The organism is Xinfangfangia pollutisoli (assembly GCF_020179405.1).
GTDB classification, from domain to species: Bacteria; Pseudomonadota; Alphaproteobacteria; order Rhodobacterales; family Rhodobacteraceae; genus Pseudogemmobacter; species Pseudogemmobacter pollutisoli.
The window spans coordinates 28,124-41,093 of record NZ_JAICBZ010000033.1; the positions used below are offsets into that span (position 1 = coordinate 28,124).

The window sequence follows — 12,970 nt, forward strand, 5'->3', positions numbered from 1 at the left end:
CGGCATAAGCCTCCATCATGACCCAGGCCGATTTCCTTCGCTCCGCCTTCCCCGCGCCCGTGGCCCTTCCCGAGGAAGAGATCACCGGCCCGCGCCGCTTCTTCAACCGCGAGCTTTCGTGGCTGGCCTTCAACTGGCGGGTGCTGGACGAGGCCGACAATCCGGCAGTGCCGCTGCTGGAACGTCTGCGCTTCCTGTCGATCTCGGCCACCAATCTGGACGAATTCTATACCGTCCGCGTCGCCGGCCTGCGCGCCATGGTGCGCAACGGCACGCCCGGCCTGTCGGAAGACGGCCGCAGCCCGGCCGAGCAGCTGTCGCTGATCCATGCCGATGTGCGGGCGCTGATGCAGACCCAGCAGACCACGTTCAACGGGCTGCGCAAGGAAATGGAAGAGGCCGGGATCACCATCCTCACCCGCTCGAAGCTGGGGGTGAAGGATCTCAAGTTCCTGGAACAGCACTTCCTGACCAATGTCTTCCCGGTCCTGTCGCCTTTGGCGATCGACCCGGCCCACCCTTTCCCCTTCATCCCCAATCTGGGCTTCTCGCTGGCCCTGTCGCTGGAACGCGTCTCGGACCGCCGGCCGCTGAAGGCGCTGCTGCCGGTGCCCCAGCAGGTCCGCCGCTTCGTGCCCCTGCCCGGGCGCGAGGGCGAGAACCGCTTCCTGCCGCTGGAAGAGCTGCTGCTTCTGCATCTGGACATGCTGTTCCCGGGCTATACCGACCGCGGCCATTGCATGTTCCGGGTCCTGCGCGACAGCGATCTTGAAGTGGAAGAGGAAGCCGAAGATCTGGTGCGCGAGTTTGAAACCGCGCTGAAACGCCGCCGCCGCGGCGAGGTGATCCGGCTGACCCTGTCTTCGGGCGCGCCCGAGGATCTGCGCGCCCTGATCATGGAAGAGCTGCACGTCACCCCCGACGAGGTGGTCGAGGTGCGCGGCATGCTGGGCGTGGCCGATCTGAAGGAACTGGTCCTGAACTCGCGCCCCGATCTGCTGTGGCGCAGCTACACGCCGCGGGTGCCGGAACGGGTGCAGGACAATGACGGCGACATGTTCGCCGCGATCAAGCAGAAGGACATCCTTCTGCACCACCCCTATGAAACCTTCGACATGGTGATCCGCTTCCTGGAACAGGCAGCGCGCGACCCCAATGTCGTGGCGATCAAGCAGACGCTGTACCGCACCAGCTGGGACAGCCCGATCGTTTCGGCGCTGTGCGAGGCGGCCGAGGCCGGCAAATCGGTGACGGCGCTGGTCGAGTTGAAGGCGCGGTTCGACGAGGCCGCGAATATCCGCCAGTCGCGGCGGCTGGAGCGGTCGGGCGCGCATGTCGTCTATGGCTTCATGCATCTGAAGACGCATGCGAAGATCAGCACCGTGGTGCGCCGCGAAGGCGACACGCTGGTGACCTATACCCATTACGGCACCGGCAATTACCACCCGATCACCGCGCGGATCTATACCGACCTGTCCTTCTTCACCTGCGATCCGGCGCTGGGGCGCGATGCGACCAAGGTCTTCAACTTCCTGTCGGGCTATGTGCAGCCGCAGGGGCTGGAGAATCTGGCGATCTCGCCGATCTCGCTGAAGCCGCGGCTGCTGGAACTGATCGCGGCCGAGGCAGATCATGCCCGCGCCGGCCGCCCGGCCGAGATCTGGGCCAAGATGAATTCGCTGATCGAGCCCGAGGTGATCGACGCGCTTTATGCCGCAAGCCAGGCGGGCGTGAAGATCAGCCTCGTCGTGCGCGGCATCTGCGGGGTGCGGCCGGGGGTCAAGGGCCTGTCGGAAAACATCCGGGTGAAGTCGATCGTCGGGCGGTTCCTGGAACACAGCCGCATCGTCTGCTTTGCCAATGGCGCCGAGCTGCCCTCGATGCAGGCGCGGGTCTTCCTGTCTTCGGCCGACTGGATGGGCCGCAACCTGACCCGCCGCGTCGAAACCCTGATCGAGGCGAAGAACCCGACCGTCAAGACCCAGATCCTCAGCCAGATCATGGCCGCCAATCTGGCGGACGAGACGCAAAGCTGGGTCCTGTCGGCCGACGGATCCTATCGCCGCGACCTGGGCGCGCCGGGGGAGGAGCTGTTCAGCTGCCACCATTTCTTCATGGAAAACCCCTCGCTGTCGGGCCGCGGCACGGCGGGCGCCAAGGATGCGCCGATCCTGCTGCCGATGCGCGGTGGCTGTGCGGTGGCCGCCGATGACGACAAGCCCGCCAAGGCGGGCGCGGATGGGCCTGCCGAGGCGGCGGCGGAATAGCCGGCCGCCTGGCGCGCGCGGCCCTGCGACGCTGGGCCTGCCCGTCAGCCCGCAGTGGCGGCGCGCAGGCTTTCCAGCAGCGCCGCCATGTCGGCCGGCAGCGGGGCGGTGAAATCCAGCTCGGCACCGCTGACCGGATGGGTGAAGCCCAGCGTTGCCGCATGCAGCGCCTGGCGGCCAAAGCCGTTGCCCGCCGCCGCCGCCTCGGCGCCCAGCGCCTTGTCCGACAGCCGGCGCCGGCCCGAGCCATAGACCGGATCGCCCAGAAGCGCATGGCCCGCATAGGCCAGATGCACCCGGATCTGATGGGTGCGCCCGGTTTCCAGCCAGCAATCCATCAAGGCCGCCTGACCGGCAAAGGCCTCGGTCACGCGGGTGCGGGTCACGGCATGGCGGCCTTCGGGCGGCCAGCACACCGCCTGGCGCTGCCGGTCGGTGCGGTGGCGCGCCAGATTGGTGGCGATGCGGATCACCCCCCCCGCCTCGACCCCGATGCCGCGCAGCCCGCGCAGCCGCGCATCGGCCGGATCGGGCAGGCCATGCACCAGCGCCAGGTAATGGCGGTTCACCGTATGCGCCTCGAACTGCGCGGCCAGCCCGTGATGCGCCCGGTCGCTTTTCGCCGCGACCAGAAGGCCCGAGGTTTCCTTGTCGATCCGATGCACGATGCCGGGCCGCTTCTCGCCGCCGATCCCCGACAGGCTGTCGCCGCAATGATGCATCAGCGCATTGACCAAAGTGCCCGAGGGGCTGCCCGGCGCGGGATGCACGACCATGCCAGCCGGCTTGTCGATCACGATCAGATCGGCATCCTCATAGACCACGACCAGCGCAATCGCCTCGGCGCGCAGCTCGGTCTCGACCGGCGCGTCCAGGCGCAGATCGTAGGTCTCGCCCGGCGCGACCCGCGCCTTGCCATCGGTCACCGCCACGCCGCCGCGGCTGACCGCGCCTTCGGCGATCATCCGCGCCAGACGCGAACGCGACAGCGCCGCTTCCTCTGGCACCGCGGCGGCAAGCGCCTTATCAAGGCGTTGCGGCGCGTCATCGCCCAGGGTGACGCTGAGCGCCCGCTCCGCTGCCTGTCCCCGCTCGGGGAAAAGATCGTCATCGAAAGGTTCGCCCATGGCCGATGCTCCCGACGGGGCGCCGCTGCCCCGCTCGCTTCGCCTGCTGCAGGCGCTGGTGATCCTGCTGACACTCAGCATGATTGCCGGTGTCATAACCGTGGTCTGGCTGCTTGTCACCCGCATGCCGGGCAGCCTGCCCGCCCCGGCGGCGGGTCCGCGCCTGCCCGCGGATCTGGCCCTGCCCGCGGGCGAGACCGCCAGCGCGGTGACCTTTGGCGAAGGCTGGTCGGCCGTGGTCACCCGCACGGGCCGGATCCTGGTCTATGATGCCAAGGGCGTGGTCGTGCAGGATATTTCCGCCCCCGCCCTGCCGGCCGACTAGCGGCTGCGACCATGGCGGGGCTTGACCCGCCCCGCCGCAGGGGCACAACTGCAGGGCGAACACCCTGCCAGCCCCCTGCCCGCTTTCCCAGTTTTCGCCCTAGCCGAACGAGGCCCCCGGTTTGATGCGCCCCGCCGACGAAGACGAAGCCGCCGAAATCGCCTGGCAGGGCGACATCCTGGCGCGCGAGTTTCCCGAACGGATCGGTCTGATCTGCCTGGCCTTCGCGCTGTGCACCATCTACCTGGATCCGCTTCCCGCCCTGCTGCTGGGGGCGGTGAATGTCATCGCCGAATATCTGAACCTGCGCATCACCCAGGATGCAAACCGCCGCATCTCGCGCCGGGGCTATTACGCGCAGCTGATTCTCTCGTTCACGACCGAGACCGCCTATATCAGCGCCGCGGGCCTGGTCTGGATCGAGGACGACCCCTATTCCAAGGCCTTCGCCGTCGGCATGGTGATGAGCGCGCTGCTGCATCTGTCCTCGGTCCGCTCGATCCATCTGCCGATCGGGCTTGCGGGGCTTGCTGCCGTGGCGCTGGGGGTGGCCGCTTTCGACACCTATTACTGGGTGCAGCAGGACAGCCCGCTGGGCCTGGCCCTGTCGGCCACCGCCGCCTTCTGCGCCATGGCCTATACGTTCATCGCCATGCTGTCGAACAACCGCCTGCACCGGGCGATGCGGGTGCAAGAGATGCGGGCCAGCCGCGCCGATGCCGCCAAGGCGCGGTTTCTGGCCGTGCTGAGCCACGAGATGCGCACGCCGCTGAATGCGGTTCTGGGCCTGGGGCATGTGGCCTGGACCGAGGCGGAAGACCCGACCCAGCGCGAAACCCTGGGCCAATTGGTCGGCGCGGCGCGCGATCTGGCGACGATCGTCGACGATGCGACCGACATGTCGGCCATCGCCGATGGCCGCTTCCGCCTGCGCGAGCGCCAGGTCGACCCGGCGGCCGAACTGGGCGCGGCGATCGAGCCCTTCCGCCTGCAGGCCGAACGGCAGGGCAGCAGCCTGCGGCTGGACCTGCGCCAGCCGCTGCCCTCGCCGGTGCTGCTGGATCCGCAGCGCTTCCGGCAATGCCTGGCCAATCTGGTGGCCAATGCCCTGAAACATGCCGGCGCCGGGCCGATCCGGGTTGAAGCGGCGCCCATCGCCGAGGGGTTCGAGGTGATCGTGGCCGATAGCGGGCCGGGGATCGCCGCGGCCGAGGCCGATCTGGTCTTCGAACCCTTCCGCCGCGGCCGCACCGGCACGCAGGGCTCGGGGCTGGGGCTGACGATCTGCCGGGCGCTGGCGCGGCAGATGGGGGGCGACGTGACGCTGGTGCCGACGCCACAGGGCCAGCAGGGCGCGCGGTTCCGGCTGTGGCTTCCGGCGCGCGCCGTGCTGGGGCTGGCCGATCTTGCCCCGCGCACGGCCGAAGCGCCCGGTGCGACGGCCGATCTGCCGCCCGATCTGCGCGGCCGCACCGTGCTGATCGTCGATGACATCGCCACCAACCGGCTGGTCGCGGCCATGCATCTGCGCCCGACCCATGCCCGGGTGATCGAGGCCGACAGCGGCGCCCAGGCGCTGGAGGTGCTGACGCGCGAACAGGTCGATCTGATCCTGCTGGACCTGAACATGCCTGGCATGGACGGGGTCGAGACGGTCGCGGCGATCCGCGCCCTGCGCGGGCGCAATGCAAGGGTGCCGGTCGTGGCGATGACGGCCGATGCGACGGCGAACGATCTGCAGCGGATGAACGGCGTCCTGGTCAAGCCGCTGAACCCGGCGGGCATGCTGGCCGAAATCCGCCGCCATCTGGCGGCCTAGCCCTGGCCGCGGCGCATAGGCCGCCGTGCCGCGCCTTTGCCCTGGCTGCGGCGCCCGGGCGCCGTGCCGCGCCTTTGCACTTGCAGCATCTTGCCGCGCCGGTCACGGAAGCGTAATCTGCAGCGATCCGGATTCTGTCCGGCATGGGAGCGGAGACCGCATTGCCCCCGCCCGAGGGGGTTCCGACTGGCCCTGGACCTGTCGCCTGCCAGCGACGGTCCGGCACGGATCCGGCCTTGCCTGCCGGAAGCCCCTGGCCAGACCTGCCGCCCTCTCCCCCCGCTTCTCCTTTTTCGCACTGCGCACAGGTGGTCCTTTGACCGACGATGTCCCGACACCGGCCGTCCCCGCATCCGCGCCCCCGCCCCGGCCCAAGACCATACCGCCCGGGCTTGGCCTGCCCTCGGCCCTGCCGCATCCCGATGACGAGGCGGCGCTGGACATTGCCGATTACCTGCGCTCGGAATCCGAGGCCGACAGCGACATCCATGGCGAGACGGCCCGCCGCCAGGGCCTGGCCGCGCTGACCCTGGGCGCGGTGGGCGTGGTCTATGGCGATATCGGCACCTCGCCGATCTATGCCTTCCGCGAGGCGATCCGGGCCACCGGCGTGGCCGAGCCGGGGCCCGCCGAAGTGCTGGGCATTCTGTCGCTGCTGATCTGGTCGCTGATCCTGATCGTCACGGTGAAATATGTCTTCGTCCTGCTGCGCTTCGACAACCGCGGCGAAGGCGGGATTCTGGCGCTGTACACGCTGGCGCGGCTGGCAATCGGCCGCCGCTCGCTGCCCTTGCTGGCGCTGGCGGTCGCGGGGGCGGCGCTCTTTGCCGGCGATGCCGCGATCACGCCCGCGATTTCGGTCCTGTCGGCGGTCGAGGGCATGGGGCTGGTTCTGCCGGCGCTGGACCAGTTCGTGCTGCCGGTAACGCTGGCCATCCTGGTCCTGCTGTTCGTCGTGCAGCGCGGCGGCACCGCGAAGGTGGCGCTGCTGTTCGGCCCGGTCACGGCGCTGTGGTTCCTGGCGCTGGCCGGGCTGGGCATCTGGCACATGGTCGAGACGCCCTGGGTGATCTCGGCCTTCTCGCCGCTTTGGGGCATGCAGTTCCTGGTCCATCACACCGAAGTGGCCTTCATCGTCCTGGGCGCGGTGTTCCTGGCCGTGACCGGAGGCGAGGCGCTTTATGCCGATCTGGGCCATTTCGGCCGCCGGCCGATCAAGCTGGCCTGGTTCGGACTGGTGCTGCCGGCCCTGGTGCTGAACTATCTGGGCCAGGGCGCGCTGGTGCTGGCCCATCCCGAGGCGATGGCCAATTCCTTCTTCGCCATGGCCCCGCCGCAAGCGCTGCCGATCCTGGTGCTGATGGCCACCATGGCCACGGTGATCGCCAGCCAGGCGGTGATCTCGGGCGCGTTTTCCATGGCCCGGGGCGCGGTGCAGCTGGGCTTCCTGCCGCGGCTGCGCATCCTGCACACGGCCGAGGGCCAAAGCGGGCAGATCTACATCCCCTCGGTCAACTGGCTGTTGCTGGCGGGCGTGTTGTGGCTGGTCCTGTCCTTCGAAAGCTCCGAGGCGCTGGCCTCGGCCTATGGGATCGCGGTCACCGGCACGATGGTGCTGACCACGGTGCTGGGCGTGACCTATCTGATCCGCTCGGGCCGGCTGTCGGCCCCGGCGGCGCTGGTGCTGGCTTTGCCGATTGCCGCGGTGGAATGGGTGTTCCTGGCCTCGAACCTGACGAAATTCGCCGATGGCGGCTATGTGCCGGTCATTGCCGCAACGGTGGTCGGCTGTGCCATGGGCTGCTGGTGGCGCGGGGTGCAGCTGGTGAATGCGCGCGTCCACAAGCTGGCGGTGCCGGTCGAAACCTTCGTGCGGGCGATGCAGAAATCCTCGGCCCATGTCATCCCGGGCACCGCCTTCTTCCTGACCGGCGATCCCGATGTGGTGCCCTCGGCGCTGCTGCACAATCTGAAGCACAACCGGGTGCTGCACGAGCAGACCGTGCTGCTGACGGTGGAAACCCTCCGCGTGCCCTATGCCACGGCCGAGGAACGCGCCAGCGTCGAGGCCCTGGGCGGCCGCTTCCAGCGCCTGACCCTGCGCTTCGGCTTCATGGAGACGCCGAATGTCAGCCGCGCCATGGCGCATGCCCGCCGCGCCGGGCTGAAATTCGACGTGATGACCTCGACCTTCTTCCTGGGCCGCCGGCGGGCGGTGGCGACGGGCAAGGGGGTCGAGCTGATGCTGGACAAGATCTATGTCGCGCTGGCGCGCTTTTCGGCCGATCCGACCGATTTCTACCATCTGCCGCGCGACCGTGTGGTCGAACTGGGCGAACGCGTCGCGATCTAAGGCGCCTGCCGAAGCCGCCCAGCCAAAGCCGCCCAGCCCAAGCCGCCCAGCCCAAGCCGCCTGCCGGCCGCCCCGGGGAACCGGCGGCGCCGGCCGGCGTTGTCCCGGCAACCGCGGGCCGTTTCGCGGCCGGGCCCTCTTGCGCTGACAGCCTGCGCTGACATTCGCGTGAAAGGGTTGACACAACTGCGGCAAACCGCCGGAACCGCGCACATATAGCGTTAACATTCCTGCGTTACGTGCCTTGATGCACTCAGGCAGGAGACTTAACTTGAGGTCTTCCCCGGGGGCTGACGGCACCGGGCAAGAACAGGGGGCATGAATGAGCACCTACGCAAACCTTCCCGCACCAAGCCCTGAACTGGGGCTGAACCGCTATCTTCAGGAAATCCGCAAATTCCCGCTGCTGGAACCTGAACAGGAATACATGCTGGCCAAGCGCTGGGCCGATCACCAGGACCCGCAGGCCGCGCATAAGCTGGTCACCAGCCACCTGCGCCTGGCCGCCAAGATCGCCATGGGCTATCGCGGCTACGGCCTGCCGCAGGCCGAGGTGATTTCGGAGGCGAATGTCGGCCTGATGCAGGCCGTGAAGCGCTTTGATCCCGAAAAGGGCTTTCGTCTGGCCACCTATGCGATGTGGTGGATCCGCGCTGCGATCCAGGAATACATCCTGCGGTCCTGGAGCCTTGTGAAACTGGGCACCACCTCGGCGCAGAAGAAGCTGTTCTTCAACCTGCGCAAGGCCAAGGCCAAGCTGGGCGCGCTGGAGGAGGGCGACCTGCGGCCGGAAAACGTGGCGCAGATCGCCAAGGACCTTTCGGTGACCGAGCAGGAAGTGGTCGAGATGAACCGCCGTCTGGCCGGTTCGGACGCCTCGCTGAATGCCACGGTGGGCGGCGACGGCGAAGGCGCCACGCAATGGCAGGACTGGCTGGAAGACGAAGACAGCGACCAGGCGGCCGATTACGCCGAGAAGGACGAGTTGGACACCCGCCGCGCGCTGCTGGCGCAGGCGATGTCGGTCCTGACCGATCGCGAGAAGGACATCCTGGTGCAGCGTCGCCTGTCGGACGAGCCGGTGACGCTGGAAGATCTGTCGGAAAGCTATGGCGTCTCGCGCGAACGGATCCGCCAGATCGAAGTGCGCGCCTTTGAAAAGCTGCAGGCGCGGATGCGCGAGCTGGCAAAGGGCAAGGGCATGGTCGTGCCGGCTTGAGCCGGGGCCGATTTTTCGTCGAAAAATCGCAGCGGGGCCTGATCGGGCCCCGCTGCCGCATTTTTGGGAAACGTCGCGTCGGGGCGCCCGGCTTTCCCAACCCCTCGCGGCCTTTTGCATTGCCCGGGGCCCCCGCATTGGCTAGGACGCAGGGCCAAAGGAAAGGCCCTGCATGTCCGTCTCGATGCTTTCGACCTTCGTCAAGCCGATGCACCGCGCCGGCATCCCCTTTGTCGCGGGCTTTGCCGCAGCGACGCTGGTGCTGTTCTGGATCTGGGATCCGCTGGGCTGGATCGGCCTCGGCCTGACGGTCTGGTGCTATTACTTCTTCCGCGATCCCGTCCGGGCCGTGCCGCAGAACCGAGGGCTTCTGGTCAGCCCCGCCGATGGCGTGGTCAGCCTGATCGGCCCCGCCGTGCCGCCGGCCGAGCTGGGCCTTGGCCCGCAACCGCTGACCCGGGTCTCGGTCTTCATGTCGGTGTTCAACTGCCATGTGAATCGCGCGCCGATCGGCGGCAAGGTCACCGCCGTCGCCTATCGGCCGGGCAAGTTCCTGAATGCCGCGCTGGACAAGGCCAGCGAAGACAATGAGCGCAACGCCCTGGCGATCGAGCTGGACGATGGCCGCAAGATCGCGGTGGTGCAGATCGCGGGCCTGGTCGCCCGGCGCATCCTGTGCTGGACCAAGCCCGGCCAGACCCTGCGCACCGGCGAGCGCTTCGGGCTGATCCGCTTCGGCTCGCGGCTGGATGTCTATCTGCCGGAAGGCGTGGCGCCGCAGGTGGCGCTGGGCCAGACCTGCGTCGCCGGCGAGACGGTGATCGCGGTCCTGGGCCAGGACATGCTGCAACGCCACGCGACGATGGAGTAAGATGGAACCGCAGCCCCCCGCCGAAGCCGCCGCGTCTGCCCCGCCCGAGGCCCCCGAAGCGCAGCTTCTGCTGTTGAAGCTTCTGCCCAATCTGATCTCGATCCTGGCGCTGTGCGCCGGGCTGACGGCGATCCGCTTTGCCATTGCGGGGAATTTCAGCCTGGCGGTGTTCCTGATCGCGCTGGCCGCGGCGCTGGATGGGTTGGACGGGCGGCTGGCACGGATGCTGCGCAGCGAAAGCGCGATTGGCGCCGAACTCGACAGCCTGTGCGATTTCGTCAATTTCGGCGTGGTTCCGGGGCTGGTTCTCTACCTTTGGGGTCTGAGAAGTGAAATGAGCCTGGGCTGGATCGCCGTGCTGATCTATGCGGTCTGCTGCATGCTGCGCCTGGCGCGCTTCAATGTCGGCAGCCGCAACCCGGTGCCGTCGGAAAAGACCAGCTTCACCGGCGTGCCGTCGCCCGCGGGGGCGCTGCTGGCGCTGATGCCGATCTATCTGGGCCATGTGCTGAACTGGCAGATGGCGCCGCTTCTGGTCGCAGGCTGGATGGTGGCGATCGGCGCACTGATGATCGGCCGGATGCGGACGCCCAGTCTCAAGCGGGTGCGGATCTCGGCCGGGCTGGCGCGCTATGCGCTGGTTCTGGCGGCGGCCGCCGTGGCGGCGCTGGTCACCTACCCTTGGGTCACGCTGCTGACGCTGTCGCTGGCCTATCTGGCCGCGCTGGCCGCAACCGCGCTGCGCCAGGCCCTGCAGCGCAGCTAGGCCGCGCGCGCGCCCCGCCCCCCTCTGCGGCGCTTGCGCCCGCCGGTCCCTGCCCCTAGCCTTTCGCACAAACATCAGGAGAGACAGCCATGCAACCGGTCCGCTGGGGCATTCTGGGGGCTGCGCGCTTTGCGCGCGAACATATGGGGCGGGCGATCCATGCCGCCGAAGGCGCGCAACTGGCCGCGCTGGCGACCAGCGATCCCGCCAAGGCGGCGGGTTTTCTGGCCTTCTGCCCCGATCTGCGCCTGCATGACAGTTACGACGCGCTGCTGGCCGACCCGCAGATCGACGCGGTCTATATTCCGCTGCCGAACCATCTGCATGTGGACTGGACGCTGAAGGCGCTGGCTGCCGGCAAGGCGGTGCTGACCGAAAAGCCCATCGCGCTGGAGGCCGCGCAGATCGACCGGATCATCGCCGCGCGCGATGCCGCGGGCCTTTTGGCGGCCGAGGCCTATATGATCGTCCACCACCCGCAATGGAGCCGCGCGCGCGACTGGATCGCCGCGGGCGAGATCGGCGAGATCATTCATGCCGATGCGCAGTTCAGCTTCCGCCAGATCGACATGGCCAATATCCGCAACCGCCCCGAAGCCGGCGGCGGCAGCCTGCGCGATATCGGCGTCTACACGCTGGGCGCGATGCGCTTTGCCACCGGGGCCGAGCCCGCCTCGGTCGAGGCGCGGCTGATCCGTGACAACGGGATCGACAGTTTCGCCCATGTCTTCGGAATGATGGAGGGCGCGGGGCAGCGCTTCAGCTATGCCTCCACCACTTCGATGCGGGCCTATAACCGGCAGGTGGTGACGATCCAGGGCACGACCGGCATGGTCCGGCTGGAGGGCGGGTGCTTCAACGCCGGTGTCAACGATCTGGCCGAGGTCGAGCTGCATCAGCAGGGCAACCGGGTGATCACCGAGCGTTTCCCGCGGGTGAACCAATATGTCCTACAGGTCGAGGCCTTCTGCCGGTCGCTGCGTGAAGGGGTGCCCTATCCCTGCCCGCTGGAATTCGTGCGCGGCACCCAGGCGATGATGGACCGCGCCTATGCGGCGGCGCGCGATCTGTAACGGCCAGGCGGCCAGGCGGCCGCCTCAGCCCCCGCCTCACTCCTGGCCCGCGTTTTGCCCCGCGGTCCGGGCCGCGCGGGCTGCGTCGCGCCAGCCCGGCGCGGCGCGGCTGACCGTGTCGCGCACGGCCGCGCCCAGCGCTTCGCCCACTTCGGTATGCAGCCCGGCATAGCGCCCCGCGCCGGCCGGGCAGGCCAGCGCCAGGCAATCCGTGCCGGTGCCGGTGGCGCGGCCGGTGGCCAAGGGCAGGTCCAGATCCATGACCCCGGCGGTCCGGCCCTGCACGGCGATCGACAGGGCTTCCAGTTGCGCCGCCTCGGTCAGCGGCGCATCGGTCACGGCCAGGATGTTGATCGTGCCGTAATCGGCCGAATGCCAGGGCAGGCGCTTGCCCACCGCCTCGGCATTCGACAGGCCCAGCGTCACCACCGCCTCGGCCGCCACATCGCCCACCCGGGCCGCGCCCCGGTCATAGGTGCCGATATCGCGCGAGGTCAGCATGCCCACCGCCTCAGGATCGGGGATTTCGCGGGCAAGCCAGGCCTCGGCATCGAAACCCGGGGTCAGATCGGCATTCCTGACCTCGCGCCACAGCACATGGTCAGTCACCCGGAAACCGCTGCCATGGGGCGCCCAGCTGAGAACCCGCAGCGGCTGGGTCAGGCGCACGCTCAGCCAGGGGCGATCCAGCCGGATCGCACCGATCATCGCACCACCCCCAGCGGCTGGAAGACCGGCCCGTCCGGGGTTTCGGCATGGAAGCCGCGAATGCCGAAGACCTTGGCCAGGCGCGCCTCGGTCAGCACCTCACGCGGGGGGCCATCGGCGACCAGCCGGCCGCGGTCCAGCATCAGAAGCCGGGTGCAATGCCGCGCCGCCAGCCCCAGATCGTGGATCGAGACCAGCACGCCCCGCCCCTCGGCCGCCAGATCGGCAAAGACCTGCATGGTGCGGATCTGCGCCTCGGGGTCCAGCCCCGCCACCGGCTCGTCCGCCAAGAGAAGCGGCGTCTCCTGTGCCAGGGCCCGGGCGATCAGCACCCGCGCCTGTTCACCGCCCGACAGTTCCGTCGCCCGGCGCGCGCAATAGGCGGCCAGCCCCATCCGCACCAGCGCCCGGCCCACCGCCGGATCCGAGGGCGCGCCGGTCG

General features: G+C 68.8%; 10 protein-coding genes and 1 pseudogene. 8 read left to right on the plus strand and 3 right to left on the minus strand.

The genetic code is table 11. The features are described 5' to 3' along the window. Positions 1–17 precede the first annotated feature (17 nt). Positions 18–2,177, plus strand: a pseudogene (locus K1Y73_RS11455) (RNA degradosome polyphosphate kinase); the annotation flags it as partial. Positions 2,178–2,311: 134 nt separating this feature from the next. Here the strand turns inward: K1Y73_RS11455 and K1Y73_RS11460 are convergent. Beyond that, positions 2,312–3,394: an RluA family pseudouridine synthase gene (locus K1Y73_RS11460; RefSeq protein ID WP_225028431.1), complete on the minus strand. Its 1,083-nt coding sequence runs from the start codon at positions 3,392–3,394 to the stop codon at positions 2,312–2,314. Between K1Y73_RS11460 and K1Y73_RS11465 the strand changes: the two genes are divergently transcribed. From K1Y73_RS11465 to K1Y73_RS11495, 7 genes are all read left to right on the plus strand, one after another. Continuing rightward, entirely contained in the window at positions 3,393–3,719 is a 327-nt protein-coding gene (locus K1Y73_RS11465; RefSeq protein WP_225028432.1) for a DUF6476 family protein, read from the plus strand. The genes K1Y73_RS11460 and K1Y73_RS11465 overlap by 2 nt on opposite strands. Positions 3,720–3,843: 124 nt before the next feature. Next, complete coding sequence (locus K1Y73_RS11470; protein WP_225028433.1) at positions 3,844–5,538, plus strand: hybrid sensor histidine kinase/response regulator; 1,695 nt, start codon at positions 3,844–3,846, stop codon at positions 5,536–5,538. Between the two features lie 316 nt (positions 5,539–5,854). Next, complete coding sequence (locus K1Y73_RS11475) at positions 5,855–7,891, plus strand: potassium transporter Kup (RefSeq protein ID WP_225028434.1); 2,037 nt, start codon at positions 5,855–5,857, stop codon at positions 7,889–7,891. A gap of 322 nt (positions 7,892–8,213) precedes the next feature. Next, on the plus strand, positions 8,214–9,110 hold the full coding sequence (rpoH, locus tag K1Y73_RS11480; protein ID WP_225028435.1) for an RNA polymerase sigma factor RpoH: 897 nt from the start codon (positions 8,214–8,216) through the stop codon (positions 9,108–9,110). Positions 9,111–9,282: 172 nt separating this feature from the next. Beyond that, complete coding sequence (locus K1Y73_RS11485; RefSeq protein ID WP_225028436.1) at positions 9,283–9,981, plus strand: phosphatidylserine decarboxylase; 699 nt, start codon at positions 9,283–9,285, stop codon at positions 9,979–9,981. Position 9,982: 1 nt separating this feature from the next. Then, positions 9,983–10,747: a CDP-diacylglycerol--serine O-phosphatidyltransferase gene (pssA, locus tag K1Y73_RS11490; protein WP_225028437.1), complete on the plus strand. Its 765-nt coding sequence runs from the start codon at positions 9,983–9,985 to the stop codon at positions 10,745–10,747. A gap of 89 nt (positions 10,748–10,836) precedes the next feature. Further along, positions 10,837–11,820, plus strand: a complete 984-nt coding sequence (locus K1Y73_RS11495) for a Gfo/Idh/MocA family protein (protein WP_225028438.1) — start codon at positions 10,837–10,839, stop codon at positions 11,818–11,820. Positions 11,821–11,856: 36 nt separating this feature from the next. On the opposite strand, the gene K1Y73_RS11500 is transcribed toward K1Y73_RS11495, so the two are convergent. Both K1Y73_RS11500 and K1Y73_RS11505 read right to left on the minus strand, forming a co-directional pair. Next, complete coding sequence (locus K1Y73_RS11500; protein ID WP_318248237.1) at positions 11,857–12,528, minus strand: adenosylcobinamide amidohydrolase; 672 nt, start codon at positions 12,526–12,528, stop codon at positions 11,857–11,859. Then, positions 12,525–12,970 (minus strand): ABC transporter ATP-binding protein (locus K1Y73_RS11505; RefSeq protein ID WP_225028439.1); only part of this gene is annotated, 446 nt, incomplete at its 5' end. The genes K1Y73_RS11500 and K1Y73_RS11505, both read right to left, overlap by 4 nt.